The organism is Clostridium sp. (assembly GCF_050717545.1).
Lineage (GTDB): Bacteria > Bacillota > Clostridia > Clostridiales > Clostridiaceae > Clostridium_AD.
In genome coordinates, this window is record NZ_JBOITN010000009.1 from 11,188 (window position 1) to 29,811 (window position 18,624).

The window sequence follows — 18,624 nt, forward strand, 5'->3', positions numbered from 1 at the left end:
TGAAAGTTGACAACATTCAATAAAATATTAATAATATTATCACAAGTATGTAATATATGGTTATGAGTTTGTCATAATATTATAAACATATAGTTAAACTTTACCCATACTTAACATTATGACAATATGCATTTAACATAACAAGGCTATATTTAAAGAGTACTAAATAAACACTTTAAAATTTTATCGGAGGTGAGTTCTTATTCTTGAATTAAAAGACATAAAAAAACAATTTGATGGGAAAGTAGTGCTAGATGGGATAGATTTACAGATACAAAAAGGTGAAATTGTATCTATGTTAGGGCTTAGTGGAAGTGGAAAAACTACACTGCTTAATATAATACTTGGTTTAACTCCAATGGATAGTGGAACTATTACTTTTGAAGGTGTAGATATAAGTAATGTGTCAATGAAGGATCGAGGGTTTAATATAGTTTTTCAAGACTACGCACTGTTCCCTAATCTTAATGCATACAAAAATTTAGTGTATGGACTAAGGAATAAGCCAAACTCAGTAAATAGCGAAGAATTAGATGCCTTAATAGATTTCCTAGAATTAAAACCCCATTTATCTAAAAAGATATATCAGCTATCTGGTGGTCAAAAACAGAGGGTAGCACTGGCACGTACTTTAGTTACAAAACCTAAGATACTTCTTTTAGATGAACCATTAAGTGCTCTTGACGGGGTCATAAAGGAAACTATAAAAGATAGAATTAAAGCTATTACAAGAGAGTACAATCTTACTACTATTATAGTAACCCACGACCCAGAGGAAGCCTTAACCATGGCGGATAAGGTACTGATAATTGATAAAGGTGTTATTTCACAGTTCGGTACACCAAAAGAAGTAATAAACCAACCGAAAAACAACTTTGTAGAAGAATTTATACTACGTCAATTAAAAATAAAGAGAGATAACATATACAATTTATTTGGAGAATATTGTGTATGAAAAAAAGATTAGAAATAAAAATCATATATATAATAATTGTATTATTATTTATAGCATTTTTATTTGTTCCACTTTTAATATTATTCATTAATTCATTTAAAAATGGAGATAAAATTGGAATTAGTAATTATGTTTCGGTAATCAATGATAGGGATATTTTAACTTCCATGATACACAGTATTGTGGTTTCAGGAATTAGTGCCTTTATAACTACAATTGTAGCTTTTATTTTAGCCTACGCTGTAAATTGTACAAAGATATTTGAATCTACAAAGAGCATGATTAAAATTGGAATTTCAGTTCCTATGTTTTTGCCTACAATAACTTATGGTTTTGCGATTATATATTCCTTTGGTAAACAGGGACTTCTAACCAAGTTATTTGGTAGAGAAATAATACGAATTTATGGGATTAATGGACTACTAATTGGATATATAATTTATACACTACCTATAGCATTTCTCCTTATCAATAATTCTTTTAAGTATATAGATAAAAAGTTCATTATTGTTTCAAAACTTATGGGAGATAGTGTTATTAGGAGTTTTACCAATACAATATTTAGACCACTTATAGGTACCTTAGGTGGAGCCTTTGTCCTAACTTTTATTCTTAGCTTCACAGATTTTGGTATACCTGCCTCTGTAGGAGGAAACTACAGCGTGATTTCTACTCATCTTTATCAGGTTATGCTTGGTTCTATACCAAATTTTAACAAAGGTGCAGTTATAGCTATATTTATGCTTATACCTGCAGTATTGGGAGTTTTATTTTTAAGCTATCTTGAAAAGTTTAATTTTCATTATGATAAATCTAATAAAGTTGAATTAATGAAAAATTCATTTCGGGATATTTGCCTTGGAACCATATCAATTTCAATAGTTGTAGGGATTATATCAATATTCGCAATAATGTTCATAGCGCCTTTTGCAGAAAACTTCCCTTATGATATGTCGTTTACCACTAAGTTTTTTATAAGCACTTTGTTTTCAGAAAGCATTTCACAGATATATAAAAATTCGTTTATTATAGCTATTATTTCAGCATTAAGTGGTACAGTGCTGTCTTACTCAGCAGCTATATTAAACGTTAGAACAAATATTAGTAAAAGTGCCAAGGTTCATATAGATATTTTTTCTATGATAACAAATGCTGTTCCAGGTATGGTTCTAGGATTATCATATTTATTATTTTTAAACAAAAGCGATATAAAGGGTACTTTCACAATAATAATAATTTGTAACATAATACATTTCTTCACTTCACCATATCTTATGGCTAAAAATTCATTATCAAAAATGAATCCAGCCTGGGAACCTACAGCAGAACTTTTAGGAGATACGTGGATTAAGACAGTGGTTAGAGTGGTTATTCCAAGTTCAATATCTACCATAATTGAAATGTTTAGTTACTATTTTATAAATTCCATGGTTACCATTAGTGCAATTATTTTTCTTGTAACTGCTAAAACTTCTGTTCTAACTAGTAAAATAAAAGAGCTTCAGCACTTTGGCAATTTTAATGAAATATTCGTTCTATCTATACTTATTTTTGTAACAAATATTATTATGAGATTTTGTTGTAATTATGCTAATAAGAAATTATCTATCCACTAACAAAGGTAGTTAATAAATAAACATTATATAAAAGGGAGAGATATTTAATGAAAAAAATATTAAAAAGAATTTCAGTTTGTTTTATGGTGATTTCAATGGTAGTAGGACTCGTAGGTTGTGGAAACAAAACTGCAGAGAAGGTGGTCATCTATACTAATGCAGATGAAGAGGCTGTAACAGCTATGAAAGATAGTCTTAATAGTTCTGGCTATGACGGCAAGTATGTGTTGCAAGCCCTTGGAACTTCTGAGCTTGGTGGGAAACTTATGGCAGAGGGTGAGGATATCGAAGCAAATTTAATAACTATGAGTTCTTACTTTATTGACAGTGCTCAGCAAAAAAATAAAATGTTTAAGGATTTAGATTTTGAAACAGAAGCTTTAGAAAAATATCCTGCATATTACGCGCCTATACTGGCAAATACAGGTTCAATATTTGTAAATACAGAATTTATAAAGGAACGTGGATTAGCTATGCCAAAATCTATAAAAGATTTAACTAAAGATGAGTATAAAGGCATAGTGTCTATTCCTAATATAATGAACTCATCAACTGCATGGCTTCTTATTCAAGCAATTATAAGTGAATATGGAGAAGATGAAGGCAAAGTTGTACTAAATAAGCTTATTAAAAATTCTGGGCCACATATTGAAACTTCAGGCTCTGGTCCAATAAAGAAAGTAAGAGTTGGAGAAGTAGCAGTAGGATTTGGACTTCGTCATCAAGCAGTTGCAGATAAAATTTCAGGAAAACCAATAGATTATATAGATCCAATAGAAGGTAATTTTTCACTTACAGAAGCTGTAGCAGTAGTTAAAAAAGACAATACAGCTACAACAAAGTTAGCTATGGAAATGGCAAAAATTATAACTACTAAAGCAAGACCGGAACTTCTTAAGTATTATCCTGTAGCATTATATGAAGGTGAAACTGTAGATGATGAAAATAAACCTACAAATTCTAAAATATTCGATACTGCATTAACAGTAGAGCTTCTTGAAAAGCATCAAGAATTCTTCAATGCTGCAAAATAAAAATGAATGTGAGGGCTGAATTTATGAATAATTATAAACTTTTAACACCGGGACCACTGACAACTACAAGTACAGTAAAGCAGGAAATGCTCTTTGACCGTTGTACTTGGGATGATGATTATACAGTAGTAACACAAAAAATTAGAACTGAGCTTCTACAGTTAGCAGAAGTTTCACAGGAATTATATACAACAGTGCTAATGCAGGGTAGCGGAAGTTTTGGAGTGGAGTCTGTACTAACTACAGCAATTTCTAAAAATGATAAATGCTTAATAGTTACAAATGGTGCATATGGAGAAAGAATTGTAACTATGGCAAAGTATATAGGTATTAATTATGAAGTTTACAGTTGTCCATATAATAGTTTACCAGACATGAATAGCGTAAGAAATATTCTTGATAAACATTGTGATATAACACATATAATTATGGTTCATTGTGAAACAACTACAGGTATATTAAATCCTCTTGAAGAAATATCTAATATATCTAAGGAATATGGTAAATCATTAATAATTGATGCAATGAGTAGTTTCGGAGGTATTCCAATAAACGTATCAGATTTAGGTATAGACTATTTAATAAGTAGTGCTAATAAGTGTATACAAGGAGTACCGGGTTTCTGTTTTGTAATTGCTAATATTGAAAAATTATCTAAATGCAGGGGAAACTCCAAAAGTCTGTGCTTAGATCTTTATGATCAGGAAGAAAAAATGAGAAACAATGGTAAATGGAGATTTACATCACCAACTCATGTAGTGGCAGCTTTTTCAGTGGCTATTGATGAGTTATTAGAAGAGGGAGGAGTCAAAGCTAGATATAATCGTTATAGATCAAATAATCGTCTTCTTATAAAAAGCCTTAAAGAAATTGGAATTAACTCATATATAGAAGAAAGCGTTCAATCACCTATAATAACAACTTTTCTTTTCCCAAACAATAAATTTAATTTCAATAGCTTTTATAAATATATAAAGAAAAGAGGTTTTGTTATATATCCAGGTAAATTAACAGATGTGGAGACTTTTAGAATTGGCAATATCGGCGAAATATATCAAGAAGATATAGAGGAAATATGCAGTATTATTAAAGGTTATATAAAAGGAGGCAGTGAAAGTGAATAAAATAGAGGGTGTAATATTTGATTGGGCAGGAACAACCGTTGACTTTGGATGTTTTGCACCAGTAAATGTATTTATTGAAATATTTAAAGCGAAAGGTATAGAAGTTACTATGGAGGAAACAAGAATTCCTATGGGAATACTTAAAAGAGAACATATAAAAGCAATGCTTACAATGCCAAGAATTAAAACTCTATGGGCAGAGAAATATGGCAAAGATTTTGATGAGAGTGATGTAGATTCATTATATTCAAATTTCGAACCGCTACTTATGGCTTCACTTTCAAAATATACTGATCCCTTGCCAGAAGTTATAGATACGGTTATATGGTTAAGAGAGAATGGATTAAAGATAGGATCTACTACAGGGTACACAGATTCCATGATGGGAATAGTAGTAAAAGAGGCAAAAGAAAAAGGCTATGTACCAGACTTTTGGATAACTCCAGATTCTACTAGTTCTATTGGTAGACCTTATCCCTATATGATATTAAAAAATATAGAGGCTTTAAAAATTTCAGAAGCTTTTAAGGTGATAAAGATTGGTGATACAACCTCAGATATAAAAGAAGGAATAAATGCTGGCGTATGGTCTGTAGGCGTCGTTGTTGGTAGTTCACAAATGGGCCTTAGTTTTGACGAATTTATTAATCTTTCAGAGAATGAAAAAAATGAAGCTATTAATAATACTGAGAAGTGTTTTTTAGGTGTTGGAGCAGACTTTACTATTAAGACAATGAGTGAACTTCCACAGTTAATCCAAAAGATTAATAGGCTCATTTCAGCGGGTATACGACCCAATGCACAATGAAATTGATTTAAATCATAGACTAATTCTCTAGTATAAACCTCGTTATTTATAAATATATATAAGGTTAAGAATTAAATTCTTAACCTTATTTTATTTAAAAACGAATATTGGATGTAACGTAATTTGTTCACTTCCACCGACAGACTGTGACTTCTCTATTAATTATGGTTTGCTTTTATAATATCTACTAATTTGCCCATAACTCTAACTTCACTATCATCATGTACATATTCTTCAATGGATTCAATAAGAATTTACTCTCTTTGTTTTCCAAATACATAATTCATTTTATGGGATATACAAATTGGGTTACAATTTGTTAACGTCCCCGCGGAGGTTTTTATGAGCGACGCGAATTTACTACAGGGATTGGAAGTGAAGAGAATAATCATTATTGCTAAAAATTTTTTTCAAAAGTTCCAATAACTACTACCTTTCCCTCAGACACCATTTCTACCCCTTTAGCAAAGACTGTTTGTATAGTTAAGTCACTTTTGTTAACTATTACAAGGTCAGCATCTTTATTCTCCTGCACTACGCCTTTATTATATAGTTTTAAATTAGTAGCTACATTTGATGTAATCACTTTTAGTGCTACCTCTAAATCTACTCCGTCCTTAAGTACTGCATCTCTGACCTCTATATATAGAGACTTAGTAGACCCAATTCCTAGGCCAATAAATTCTCTTTTTTTATTGAAAATCGGTAAACTTCCTTGTCCATCAGAGGTAAATTGTATTTGTTCTACTGGTATTCCTCTTTCTAATGCTATTTTTAGTGCTGTACTTGCTTTAACTTCATCCTTCCCAAGGTGATCTGGATCTGAACTAGTAGTAATATCAATGATTCCACCAAGTTTTGCAAATTCTATTCCTGCTTCAAACAGAGAAGTACTTCTGTTTATATGTGTTGGTATAACTTGTTTAATTGGTATTTCAGTTTCCTTTATCATTCTTACTAAATATTGGAGCCTTCTCTCACCATATCCAAGATGAACATTCACAACACCAGCTTTACCTGAAAGCAATCCACCAACTCTAGCATCTGCAACAACTTTTATAAATTCTTCATAAGTTGGCTGTGAGGATCTATGGTCTGAAATGGCTACCTCTCCTATTCCAATAACTTTATCTATAAGCATAATATCTGATTTACAGCTATTGGTCATTGTACTTACAGGTATTTCATAGGACCCTGAGTAAATATAAGTACTTATCCCTTCCTCCTCAAGTGCTCTTGATTTTGCAAGAAGTGCTTTTAAATCTCTACATACACCATCTGTTCCTAGGCATCCTACTACGGTGGTAATTCCGCTAGCTACAATATCAGAAAGATTAATTTCAGGTGTCCTAGTCTTAAATCCTCCTTCACCTCCCCCACCTATAATGTGCACATGTGCATCTATAAACCCTGGAAATACTAGTTTACCTTCTGCATTAATTACTTTTACAGGAGCAAAATTTTGTGGGATTGTTATATTTTCAACAATAGCTTCGATTTTTCCTCCCGCAATTATAATATCCTTTTTCCCAATATAATCGGGTGCATAGACTTCTCCGTTTTTAATTATTGTAATCATAAAATACCGTTTCCTCCTTATATTTTTACTATATTATTCTTTAGTTAATCAATTATTATGGGAAGTGAAGACAAAATATCTATAAACTATATAGATTTAACAGTTAAAAGATGGCTACCATATGTGGCAACCATCTTTTAAGTATAGGATAACAAAAAAATCTATTGTACTTTTTTATTGATATAATTTGAATGATTTAATAATTTAGGTTCACTTTTACCTTCCTCAATTTTGTTATTTATTATATCTATAAGTTGTTCTAGTTGCTTTTCAAAGAAAACTATAAGAATGTCGCCTGGGCTGGCAAAATCCAATGCCATTTTAAATGCATCCCTCTCTTTTAAAATCTTCTTGATGTTAAGGTTATGAAGGTTGGATTTTTGAGCTCCTCTTAGTAGAATGTTTGCTACTTCCCCTATAGCTCTGCCTCTTCTATCTTCATCTTCTTTTATAAAAATATAATCAAAACTTTCTCCTGCACATATGCCAACCTGTAGAATGTGACTGTCTGGTCTATCTCCTGGCACACCTATAACTCCTATAAGTTTATTATGTTTTATCTGCTTAAGTCCATCTAGTACACACCTGTAGCCATCAATGTTGTGCCCATAATCTAATACAACCATTACATCATTTACGTAATATGTATTAAATCTTCCTGGATTTTGCTCATTAGTACATTGAAATGAAGTTAAGCCCTTCTTAATAATATCATAACTTATTCCAAGTCCTACGCAGGCCGCGCATGCTGCCATGGCATTTTCAGTGTTATATTTTAAAGCGCCATTCATTGTTATACCTATCATTTTTATGTCAATTAAGCTTTCAGAATGAGTGTTCTTTTGGATTATAATTTTACCCTCGTCTATATAAATTGCATATCCACCCTTATCAAGGTTACTTCTCATCACTGCATTGTCCTTTTCATTAGAAAAAATTATAAGATTGCCCTTTAGCCTAGGCAAAATACTTATACACATTTCATTATCACCATTAATTACAACATATCCATCTTCTTTAACTGCTTCTCCAACCAAAGCCTTAACTTTAGCTAAGTCTTCAATAGTTTCTACACCATCTACTCCAAGGTGATCCTCAGTTATGTTCGTAATAACGGCAACATCAGCAAGATCATAAGCTAATCCTCCTCTTATCATTCCACCTCTTGCAGTTTCAAGTACTGCTGCGTCTACTTTTTTATTCATAAGAACGGCTAGAGCACTTTTAGGGCCTGTAGTGTCCCCCTTAAATGTACATTTTCCATCAATATAGATTCCACTTGTGGTGGTCATTCCAACTGTATATCCTGCAATGGAAAGTATGTGTGAAATGAGTCTTGTAGTAGTAGTTTTTCCATTAGTTCCTGTCACTGATATTAGTGGAATATTTTTTGGTATATCTTTAAATAATTTATCAACTATATGACCTGCTACATTACGTGGTAATCCAATACACGGATTATGATGCATTCTAATACCAGGTGCAGCATTTATTTCTATAATTACTCCGCTTTCAGTTATTGGTTTACTTATATCCTCACATATTAAATCAACCCCACAAATATCAAGCCCTATGGCACTTGCAGCTCTTTTACATATTTCTATATTTTCCTCACATATTAAATCTGTACAATCCAATGCGAATCCACCTGTAGATAAATTTGCATTATCTTTTAAAAATAATTTTTCTTTTTCAGGTAGGACAACCTTTAATGTGTATCCTTTTTGTTCAAGATATTCTATAAGTCTATCATCTACTTTAATTTTAGTTAATTCTTTTTCGTGACCATCACCTCGCCTTGGATCATCGTTTGTGATATGAATCAGCTTTTCAATAGTACTTATACCATCACCTATAATGTATGGAGGAATTCTTTCTGACACTGCAACTATATCTCCGTAAACGCTACATACTCTATAATCCCTTCCGCTTATGAACTTTTCTATAATTATATCTTCATAATCATGAGCTAAAAGTTCATATGTATCTGATAACTGTTTTTCATTTTTTATATTGACAGTAACTCCCTTGCCTTGGTTTCCAAACTCAGGTTTAATTACAACTGGGTACCCAATATTCTTTGCAAAGGAAAGAGCGTCTACCCTATTTTTAACTTTAATTCCACTTGCTACAGGTAAACAATGCATACCTAATATTTGTTTGGTTAGCAATTTATCCTGTGCAATACCTACAGCTATCGCGCTTGTATCATTTCCCATTGTCGCTTGGATAATTTTAGAATGCTTACCATACCCTAATTGAAAAATACTATCTTCACCTATCCTTAGAATAGGAATCCCTCTTTTTTTTGCCTCATTACAAATATTAAGTGTACTTACCCCAAGTTGTTCGTCCATAAATATTTCCTTTAATTCTTTAAATTTTAAATCTATATCAAATATTTCCTTATTAATTAATGAATTAACAATATTAACTGCTATATTGGCAGCCGCAAGTCCTGTATTTTTATATTCATATTGATATATAACATAATAATTATCACCAGATATCTCTCTAGACTTTCCATAACCTAATTCTATGCCCACCATATTTTGGAGTGCTATTATAATATGTTCAGTTATATGTGCCAAATAAGTTCCTTCTGTAAGTCTTTTAATAAAACCCCTATCTTCATCTATTCCACATCTATGTTTACTAAGTTCTGGCAAAAGTCGTACTAAACTTTCATTAAAATCATAAATATCTTTGCTAGGAATTTCACTATAACCCTCTAAGTCTAGGTCAAGTCTTATACACTTTTTATGTGAATATATATTTCTACCGTAAAATACCCTATGATTAATTATTTCCATGTAATTCTCCTCCTAATGAGATACTACCCTTTATATTTACTACCAATACAAATATTAAGAAATACTGGCAATAAATTATTAATAACATATTTATGCAATTGGTATTCTAGATGTTAGGTCAAATCTATTTCCATCCTTTAATACATGCATTTTAACATTGAAGATTGACAATATATTATTTTGATGTTGTTCCGACACATTTGTATCGCTTATATTACTTCCATCAATAATATAAACTGCGCCAGAACCAACTACTCTTAAAATATTATTTTTATTTACAATAATTGCAGTATCTTCATCAATACCAATCCCTAAAACTTCTGGATTTTCTGCTACACCAACTAATAACCTTCCTACCCTTCCTCTTTGAGCAAAATGTTGATCTATTATAACCCCAGTAATTAATCCTAACCCTGGAGCCATTTTAAGAGTACATTTTTTAGGAGATTCATCATCGAGTCCTGTTACTATCATAACATCACTCATTACTGATGCTCCAGCAGAAGTGCCAACAAAGGCACAATCTTCTGAATGTCTACGCTTCAGACTTTTATATAATGGCGTACCTCCAAGTATACTAGTTATCCTAAGCTGATCGCCTCCAGTAAAGAATACTAAAGAAGCTTTTTCAATTAATTCCACATTTTCAGTTTTTAAAGCATCCGCCCTATTTCTTACATCAAGTACTCTGATATTTTTAATACCTAACTCATGAAATATATTCGTATATTCATTACCTACTTCTACCGGTAACTCTGTTGCCACTGTTACTATAACTAAAAGTTGATTTTCCTCTTTAATATGTGAACTTACCTCTTTAAGTATTTTTTTATCGCCTTTTTTATCTTCTGCTCCACCTATTATAATTAACCCATCTTGTATATTAATTGACATTCACCATCCTATAATAAATTTTAAATTACACCAGCCTAATCTTATTTTGCTTATTTATTATTTGGATAATTGAATAAAAATATACATCATTTAGAGAAATTAGGAGAGCTCTTAAACTTAGAAAAAGTTTTTATAACCTTTCACCATAATTTAGTTTGAGTATTTATTTAATTTATATTTTTCTCTCATTATATCTATAAAAGGTTTAGGATGTTCAATAAAGATTATAATAATATCTTTAGGTTCTGCAAGATCTAAGGCAGCTCTGAATGCATCAGCTTCCACTAAAATCTTCTTTATGTTTGTACTATTTAACTCCGATTTTAACACTCCTTTTTCTATAATATTCGCTACTTCGCCTTTAGCTCTACCTCTTTTATCTTCGTATTCCTTTATAAAAATGAAATCTAAATTTTCTCCTGCATATTTACCAACTTCAAGTATAAAACTGTCAAGTCTATCTCCTGGTGCCCCAATAACTCCTATAAGTTTATTATGTTCTATATTCTTAAGTGCACTAAATACAGCCTTGTAGCTTGCAATGTTGTGCCCATAATCTAAGATTACCATTACATCATTAACAAAATATTGGTTAAACCTCCCAGGATTCTGATCTTCATCACTGTAAAATGACGTTAACCCCTGCTCTATAATGTCATAATCTATGCCTAGCCCTATTGCAGCTCCGCAAGCTGCCATGGCATTTTCTATATTAAACTTGAGTATACCTTTCATTGTTATTCCTATTTTATTTATGTTAATCAACCTTTTAATATCAGTATTTTTTTGTACAATCATATAATCTTCATCTAAATAAATTCCACATCCGCCATTTCTAATGTTAGCTTGCATGATCACATTGTTCTTATCCATAGAAAAAATAATAAGCTTACTCTTGAACCTATTCAAAATATTTATACTAATTTTGTCATCTCCATTGATAACCACATAACCATTAGTTTTAACTGCTTCACCAACCAAAGCTTTAACTCTTGCTAAGTCCTCTATGGTTTTAACTTCATTTATCCCAATATGATCCTCTGTTATGTTTGTAATAACTGCAACATCTGCAAGATCATAACCAAGACCTTCTCTTATTATTCCACCACGTGCAGTCTCAAGTACAGCTGCATTTATATCTTTATTTGTAAGAACAACTAAAGCGCTCTTAGGACCTGACATATCACCCTTACATATACATTTTTCATTTATATAAATCCCACTAGTTGTGGTCATTCCAACTATATATCCTGAAATTGTAAGTATATGTGTTATTAGCCTTGTAGTAGTAGTTTTTCCATTAGTTCCTGTTATTGCTACTATCGGAATATTCCTAGGTATATCCTTAATTAATTTATCCTGTTCACTAATTAATATTTTTCTTAGTTCAATTAATCTTAAATCTAAATCTAATTTAGACCTATGAATTAATGAATTAATTATATCCACTGCTATAATTCCGGCCTCTATCCCTGTATCCTTAAATTGGTATTGATAAATTACATAACAATTATCCCCAAATACTTCCTTTGCCTTTCCATAACTTACTTTAACACCAATCATATTATGGACTGCAAGTATAATATGATTACATATATGTGCCAAATAAGCGCCATCTGCATGCGCCTTATTAAAATCTTTATCGTTATTATCTATACCACATATATGCTCAGCAAGCTCCGGTAATATATTTACCAAACTATTATTAAATTCAAAAATCTTTTTACTTGGAATTTCACTATACCCTTCTAAGTCTAGGTTAAGCCTTATACACTTCTTGTGAGAATATATATTCCTTCCCTTAAAAACCCTAAAACTAATAATTTTCAAGTAGTAATCATCTCCTATGGATATTTATTTATGCTCATTACGATATTGTTATCTTATATTAATTATTTATTCATATTTTATATTAGTTAGATGAAGTGTGAGTTATTTTAATAGTTCTATAACTGTCTTAATTATAATAATAATTAATGTACTAGATTAATTATAAAATACTTGAAAAAAAGGAGATGATTATTTATGAAAGAGTCAATTACGCAAAATAATGAGCTTACTATTTCTAAGTGGCTAAAAAAAGAGATAGGACTTTTAGAAGGTATTACTATAGTTATAGGTATGGTTATAGGTTCTGGAATATTTTTTAAAGCTTCCTCAGTTTTTAAAAATGCTGGCACACCAATGCTAGGAATAATGGCTTGGGTAATTGGAGGGCTAATAACAACAGCCTCTGCTTTAACAGTTGCTGAAGTAGCTACAGCTTTTCCAACCACTGGTGGAGTTTTCGTTTATCTTAAAGAATTATATGGTGAAAAATGTGCATTTTTATTTGGATGGATGCAAACCTTAATTTATGTACCAGGAGTAGTAGCAGCATTATCAATAGTCCTAGTCACTCAATCCACTTATTTTATACCCTCAATGACAGCAATGCAGCAAAAAATACTAGCTATATTTATTTTATTTTTCCTCATGGTCATAAATATTATATCAACAAAGCTTGGAAGCAAACTTCAGGTTGTTGCTACTATAGGAAAACTTATTCCAATACTTGTTATCATAATAGTTGGTTTAGTGAAAGGGACTGCTCATGATTTTATAGCACCAGTAGCTTCATTAAACTCAGTAGGCATTGCAGGCTTTGGAGCAGCAGTTTTAGGTACCTTATGGGCTTATGATGGCTGGATTAGCGTTGGTAACATGAGTGGTGAACTTAAGAATGGTAAAAAGGATATTTCAAAATCTATAATTATAGGACTATTCGTAATAATAATAGTTTATTTATTTATTAATATAGCAATAATAAACGTAATGCCCATCACAGCGGTAATAGCGTCCTCTAAACCAGCTTCAGATGTAGCAGAAATCTTGTTTGGACCCATTGGTGCTGCCTTAATAGCCGGTGGAATAATGATTTCTATCTTTGGAGCATTAAATGGATATTTAATGACAGGGGTTAGGATTCCTTTCGCAATGGTTCAAGATAAGCTTTTACCTTTTTCAAAGTTTTTTAGTAAAGTTGATAATAGGTTTAAAGCACCTATCAATATATTTGCATTTGAAGTAATACTCGCATGCTTTTATATATTAAGTGGTTCCTTTGATACTCTTACAAATCTAATTGTATTTATAATGTGGATATTTTTTACTATGTGTGTTGCAGGTATCTTCATCTTAAGAAGTAAACATAAGGATATAAAAACATCCTATAAAGTTCCCTTTTACCCTATTACACCATTAATAGGGATTATCGGAGGTGTATTTATACTTGTAAGTACTTTTATAACAGATTCCTCCAATGCAACTTATGGAATAATTATAACTTTACTAGGATTCCCTGTGTACTTTTATATGAGAAAGAATTCAAAGTAGAATCCCACCTCATTACATTCATTTATTGGAACAGGGTTATATGAATGTGGTTCATGGCTGTCAACCTTATAATCGAATAATATTACAATGGCGTTTTAACAATTTAGAATTGCCTCAAAACTAGTATGAACATTATATTATTTATTACATATTATAATATTGATTAATGATATAAAGGGGAAATTCAATGTTTTATTGTCCATATGCTAACACCTCAGATTATTTCTACAGAGGTATGCAGATGAGTTCTCGTATTAGGGTATTCCATGCCTCTCCTAATTCGCCAGCTGTAGATGTTTATGCCAACGGAAATCTTATTGTAAAGAATCTTGCATATAAGGAATTATCACAATATCTGCCTGTTCCTCCTGGAGACTACAATATTAAGGTTTATCCTTCAGGTCAAATGACAAACCCTGTTATAAATACAAATGTATTTATCCCTAAAAATACTGTATTTACTGTAGCCGCTATAGGAACTCTTCCTAATATTAGTTTGCTTCCTATTCCCGAACCAATCACTGCTAACACTAGTGGCAAAGCTTGTGTAAGATTTGTTCATCTTTCTCCAAATGCACCAGCAGTTGATATAACATTAGCTGATGGTACAAAAGTATTCAATAATATCCCTTATAAAGATACTACGCATTATGTTTGCGTTCCTGAAGGAACATATACCTTCAAAGTCAGTCCTACTGGTACTGGCAATATAGTATTAACTGTTCCAAATGTTAAATTAAATCCTAATAATTACTATACTATCTATGCAGTTGGCCTAGTTGGAAAATCTCCACCTTTAGAAGCTATAGCAGTACCAGAGCCAAGATAATAGGGTAAAATTAAACCATAACTGATACCAATTTTCATCCTTATTAACGGCTAACAAATTACACTTATAAAAAGACTCATCTAAGTTATTAATAATTATTATGCAACGCAGATAAAAACATGTTACAACTGACATGTTTTTATCTGCGTTGTATACCCCAAAAATGAATTATAGCTGCAATTATTTGAAAAATCATTCCACAGCCACATACGCCAATCCAGCCAAACAATCCCCAAGAAAAGGTACCTAGTAATGAACCTAATGCACCACCGCAAAAGTAAAACGCCATATACACAGCATTATTGCGACTGCGGGCTGTGGCATCTAAAGTATTAATACGGGTTTGATTGGAAATTTGACCAGTTTGGATTCCTAAGTCCAACAAAATCACTCCACTAATGAGTCCCCAAATTCGATATCCGAAAATCCAAAAACAAATATACGACAACGTAGAGAGTATAATCGCTATAGTTAAGGTTAATCGAGATCCCCTTTTATCAGCAACTCTTCCTACATTAGAAGCTGCCAAAGCTCCTACAATTCCCACTAATCCAAAAAGTCCCGCTGCTTTAGCCCCTAAATTGTAGACTGGTGATTTAAGTAAAAAAGAGAGTGTGGTCCAAAATGCACTGAAGGTGGCAAACATCATTGCACCAATTAATGAACATTCCTTTAAAACTGGTTGATTTCGTAGTAGTACAGCTATAGATTTAAGTAATTTTCCATAACTCATCATAGTATCTGGAACAGATTTTGGAAACCAAAAATTGAATATCAGAATTAATAAGATCATCATTAAAGCAGCTATGCGATAAACACTCTGCCATCCTAAAATCGATCCTATAATTCCGCTAAACACACGGGATAATAGGATACCAATTAGTAGCCCACTCATGACGTTTCCAATCACCTTACCTCTTTCTACTGGTTTTGCTAGATGTGCCGCTATCGTCACAATCAACATTGGAGTAATCGAAGTCAGCCCAACTATGAAAGAACTGATTAATAACCACCATATGTTTGAAGCAAATGAGAGACCAAGTAGTGCTATTGCTGAACAAAATAACATCGTCATGATTAGGCGTCGGCGTTCTCTAATATCTCCCAATGGAACTATGAAAACAAGTCCCATTGCATAACCGATTTGAGTCAGCATAGCTGCAATTCCAATCATGGTGGATGGTACATTAAAAAATTTAGAAAATACTTCCAGTAAAGGCTGGGAATAATACAGGTTAGCTACGGTAACTGCACTGGAAACTGACATTAATATAATCAAAAAACCACTTAGTTCAAACTCTTTTTGTATAGATATATCTCCGCGCTGATTCATAAAAACCGATCCTCCAATTATATTTCACATTACTTTATAATTCCTATATTCATCATAGCAATGGGTGGATTATTAAATAATAGAAAAAAATATATTTAAAATGAATTGCTATCGTTAGCTCTACTTTTGCAACAAAAAAAGCACTGAAATATTTATGTATATTTCAGTGTTCTCACCTCACTCTGCTGCCGCCAAGTTTTTCATTTATATTCTTTCCATTTTACTGTAAATTTCAATTCCATCTCTAGCTACCTGTATTTTTATATTTTCATTTAATGTACCTATAAAAACAATATCACAAGAATAAATCCCTATTATATCGTTTATTTCTTCTACCGTACTCCCTTTACTTTTACCTGTAAACCCTATACATAAATCTATATCTGAATTTATATTTTCTGTTTTTTTTGCTCTTGACCCAAATAATATAACTTTATCAATACTACTATTATATTGGAAATAATTAATCAGATTTTTATATACTTCTTTCTCAATTCCATACATATCACATTACCACCTTCGAAAGATTGCATAATAGATTTTCTATGGCATCAGTATAATCACTTACTATCTTATTTTTAATATTATCATAATCCTGCTCGTCATAAATATGTGATGTGGAGTTTCTTGATAATAAGATGTCATTCCAGATTTCTATATTATTGATCAATCCTTCCTTAAAGGCTTGTTTATAACAACCTCTTGGATTATTTATTTCTAATCCGGAAACCTTAAAAATCTTTGAGAGTAACTTCCAAGTTAAATCTTCTAATGTTTCATACTTTTTAATAATAGAGTCTCTATATACCTCTATTGTTATATCATCTGGATCTTTTATATTATTAAAATTATCTGTGATATTCTTTAAATGAACTAACATTCTATATGCGTAATTATATGATAATTTTATTGATTCATCGTATTTATCTAATATTCCCATAATACTCAATCCACCTTTCTAAGTTATATATTATTTTACCATATATAAACCCATCAATTCTATATGTTTTTTAAACTCGTCACTCCTAAACGAATTTTACTTGATCAACTTTTCTTAGTAAGATGTGCTACTAACATCCGCAAAATAAAGTTATTTCTTTTATATTATGTCATAATTGCTATTATTATACTAAAGTTATATAATAGTTCTAATAATTAAAATTATTGAAAGAAGGACTATATTATGAAAGCATTGGCAAGGTTTTAGTGTCTGTTTAGTAATTGCTATTTTTATAATAGATTTATAATAATAATAATAAACTTTGTTATTTTAAGTATTATTTGTTATTTAGTATAACATTTATATTACATTTATATTGATAAGTACGGTTATACTAAATTTATAAATTAATATTTTTTAATAATAAGGAGGTTTTGTAATGAAATTTAAAAACAAATTATTAATGCTACCGTTACTAACTATATTTTTTGTGGGATGTGCTAGGCAAGCACCTGTAATGCCAAAAGTAACGCCACCGAGAACAGACATGGAAACTCGTAATGTAGTTCCAGGTACAGAATATCCAGATACAACTGTTAAACAGGGTACAGCTACAGGAGCAGGTACAGATATGGGAGAAAAAAATGGTACATCTACAGGAATAGGTACAGATGCAGGAGCAAAATATAGTACATCTACAGGAGTAGGCACAGATACCGGAGCAAAAACTGGTGCCGCTATTGGAGAAGATACCGGAAACAGGGTGGGAACTGGTACAGAAACTGGTACAAAAACTGAATCTAAAGTTAGTACTGGCAATAGTTTACAACATGGAACTTATAATGGTGACCTTTATGTTTCGACAAAGAACTTTAGATTAATAGATACTAGAGTTAACGGAAATGTATATTTTACTAGTAATGAAGTTAAATCCACATTTACAATGGATGCTACAAGTAAAGTAACTGGTAGACAGGAACTTAGAAAATAAATTAGTATAACTTGTAATGTGTAAATAGAATAAAAAGTACTCTTTCTTGGCAATAATTTAGATAAATAATTTTTCTAAAAATTGTAAGGGAGAGTATTTTTATGTCTAAAATTTCTTAGGATACCTAAACCACTACATATATCTACCAGTATCATATATCGTATTCTCATGATATAATTAATACAACATTATCCTATATAAAAAAATAAAGACCAGCTAGTTAAAGTCAACTATTAGTTTGAAATTTATTTAGAATTATTTTGATTAATTTTAAGCACAACAAAAAGACCATTGGTAAACACGAATGATTACATAAAATGGATATTAAATTGT

General features: G+C 31.3%; 15 protein-coding genes. 8 read left to right on the forward strand and 7 right to left on the reverse strand.

Annotated elements, in window-relative coordinates:
• Window positions 1–202: 202 nt before the first annotated feature.
• Genes ACREVX_RS02455 through phnX form a run of 5 tightly spaced genes read left to right on the forward strand, consistent with a single transcriptional unit; the run spans window position 203 to window position 5,537 of the window.
• Window positions 203–955 carry an ABC transporter ATP-binding protein gene (locus tag ACREVX_RS02455; RefSeq protein WP_431542548.1) on the forward strand — a complete coding sequence of 251 codons (753 nt, stop codon included), beginning with the start codon at window positions 203–205 and terminating at the stop codon, window positions 953–955.
• On the forward strand, window positions 952–2,571 hold the full coding sequence (locus tag ACREVX_RS02460) for an ABC transporter permease subunit (protein ID WP_431542531.1): 1,620 nt from the start codon (window positions 952–954) through the stop codon (window positions 2,569–2,571). Before ACREVX_RS02455 ends, ACREVX_RS02460 begins: the two co-directional genes overlap by 4 nt.
• A gap of 47 nt (window positions 2,572–2,618) precedes the next feature.
• A complete protein-coding gene (locus ACREVX_RS02465) occupies window positions 2,619–3,605 on the forward strand; it encodes an extracellular solute-binding protein (RefSeq protein WP_431542532.1) in 987 nt (328 codons plus the stop codon).
• A 23-nt stretch (window positions 3,606–3,628) separates the two neighbouring features.
• The gene (gene phnW / locus ACREVX_RS02470) at window positions 3,629–4,729 is read left to right on the forward strand and encodes a 2-aminoethylphosphonate--pyruvate transaminase (protein WP_431542533.1); all 1,101 of its coding nucleotides are present in this window, start codon (window positions 3,629–3,631) and stop codon (window positions 4,727–4,729) included.
• The gene (gene phnX, locus ACREVX_RS02475; protein ID WP_431542535.1) at window positions 4,722–5,537 is read left to right on the forward strand and encodes a phosphonoacetaldehyde hydrolase; all 816 of its coding nucleotides are present in this window, start codon (window positions 4,722–4,724) and stop codon (window positions 5,535–5,537) included. Before phnW ends, phnX begins: the two co-directional genes overlap by 8 nt.
• Before the next feature lie 397 nt (window positions 5,538–5,934).
• On the opposite strand, the gene iadA is transcribed toward phnX, so the two are convergent.
• The 4 genes from iadA to ACREVX_RS02495 form a co-directional block, all read right to left on the reverse strand.
• Entirely contained in the window at window positions 5,935–7,116 is a 1,182-nt protein-coding gene (gene iadA / locus ACREVX_RS02480; protein WP_431542537.1) for a beta-aspartyl-peptidase, read from the reverse strand.
• Between the two features lie 161 nt (window positions 7,117–7,277).
• The gene (cphA, locus tag ACREVX_RS02485; protein WP_431542538.1) at window positions 7,278–9,929 is read right to left on the reverse strand and encodes a cyanophycin synthetase; all 2,652 of its coding nucleotides are present in this window, start codon (window positions 9,927–9,929) and stop codon (window positions 7,278–7,280) included.
• Between the two features lie 90 nt (window positions 9,930–10,019).
• A complete protein-coding gene (locus ACREVX_RS02490) occupies window positions 10,020–10,823 on the reverse strand; it encodes a cyanophycinase (RefSeq protein WP_431542539.1) in 804 nt (267 codons plus the stop codon).
• A 150-nt stretch (window positions 10,824–10,973) separates the two neighbouring features.
• Window positions 10,974–12,653 (reverse strand): Mur ligase family protein, encoded by a 1,680-nt coding sequence (locus ACREVX_RS02495; RefSeq protein ID WP_431542541.1) that lies wholly within the window; start codon window positions 12,651–12,653, stop codon window positions 10,974–10,976.
• Window positions 12,654–12,848: 195 nt separating this feature from the next.
• Here ACREVX_RS02495 and ACREVX_RS02500 point away from each other — a divergent pair, with 195 nt between their 5' ends.
• Together ACREVX_RS02500 and ACREVX_RS02505 are read left to right on the forward strand one after the other, a co-directional pair.
• A complete protein-coding gene (locus tag ACREVX_RS02500; RefSeq protein ID WP_431542542.1) occupies window positions 12,849–14,198 on the forward strand; it encodes an APC family permease in 1,350 nt (449 codons plus the stop codon).
• 187 nt (window positions 14,199–14,385) lie between these two features.
• Window positions 14,386–15,027: a DUF4397 domain-containing protein gene (locus tag ACREVX_RS02505; protein WP_431542543.1), complete on the forward strand. Its 642-nt coding sequence runs from the start codon at window positions 14,386–14,388 to the stop codon at window positions 15,025–15,027.
• A 139-nt stretch (window positions 15,028–15,166) separates the two neighbouring features.
• Here ACREVX_RS02505 and ACREVX_RS02510 read toward each other — a convergent pair whose 3' ends face one another.
• The 3 genes from ACREVX_RS02510 to ACREVX_RS02520 form a co-directional block, all read right to left on the reverse strand.
• Complete coding sequence (locus ACREVX_RS02510) at window positions 15,167–16,360, reverse strand: MFS transporter (protein ID WP_431542544.1); 1,194 nt, start codon at window positions 16,358–16,360, stop codon at window positions 15,167–15,169.
• Window positions 16,361–16,564: 204 nt separating this feature from the next.
• On the reverse strand, window positions 16,565–16,864 hold the full coding sequence (locus ACREVX_RS02515; protein ID WP_431542545.1) for a nucleotidyltransferase domain-containing protein: 300 nt from the start codon (window positions 16,862–16,864) through the stop codon (window positions 16,565–16,567).
• Window position 16,865: 1 nt separating this feature from the next.
• Window positions 16,866–17,303, reverse strand: coding sequence for an HI0074 family nucleotidyltransferase substrate-binding subunit (locus ACREVX_RS02520; protein ID WP_431542549.1), 438 nt, complete (start codon window positions 17,301–17,303; stop codon window positions 16,866–16,868).
• A gap of 436 nt (window positions 17,304–17,739) precedes the next feature.
• On the opposite strand from ACREVX_RS02520, the gene ACREVX_RS02525 reads away from it, so the two are divergent.
• Window positions 17,740–18,291 (forward strand): hypothetical protein, encoded by a 552-nt coding sequence (locus ACREVX_RS02525; RefSeq protein ID WP_431542546.1) that lies wholly within the window; start codon window positions 17,740–17,742, stop codon window positions 18,289–18,291.
• The last annotated feature ends 333 nt before the right edge of the window (window positions 18,292–18,624 follow it).

Excerpts from the sequence above, each read along its gene's own strand:
- ACREVX_RS02500 (WP_431542542.1), top strand. The coding sequence starts at position 12,849 with ATGAAAGAGTCAATTACGCAAAATAATGAGCTTACTATTTCTAAGTGG.
- phnW (WP_431542533.1), top strand. The coding sequence starts at position 3,629 with ATGAATAATTATAAACTTTTAACACCGGGACCACTGACAACTACAAGT.
- ACREVX_RS02460 (WP_431542531.1), top strand. The coding sequence starts at position 952 with ATGAAAAAAAGATTAGAAATAAAAATCATATATATAATAATTGTATTA.
- ACREVX_RS02490 (WP_431542539.1), bottom strand. The coding sequence starts at position 10,823 with ATGTCAATTAATATACAAGATGGGTTAATTATAATAGGTGGAGCAGAA.
- ACREVX_RS02465 (WP_431542532.1), top strand. The coding sequence starts at position 2,619 with ATGAAAAAAATATTAAAAAGAATTTCAGTTTGTTTTATGGTGATTTCA.
- ACREVX_RS02510 (WP_431542544.1), bottom strand. The coding sequence starts at position 16,360 with ATGAATCAGCGCGGAGATATATCTATACAAAAAGAGTTTGAACTAAGT.
- cphA (WP_431542538.1), bottom strand. The coding sequence starts at position 9,929 with ATGGAAATAATTAATCATAGGGTATTTTACGGTAGAAATATATATTCA.
- ACREVX_RS02505 (WP_431542543.1), top strand. The coding sequence starts at position 14,386 with ATGTTTTATTGTCCATATGCTAACACCTCAGATTATTTCTACAGAGGT.
- ACREVX_RS02515 (WP_431542545.1), bottom strand. The coding sequence starts at position 16,864 with ATGTATGGAATTGAGAAAGAAGTATATAAAAATCTGATTAATTATTTC.
- ACREVX_RS02525 (WP_431542546.1), top strand. The coding sequence starts at position 17,740 with ATGAAATTTAAAAACAAATTATTAATGCTACCGTTACTAACTATATTT.
- iadA (WP_431542537.1), bottom strand. The coding sequence starts at position 7,116 with ATGATTACAATAATTAAAAACGGAGAAGTCTATGCACCCGATTATATT.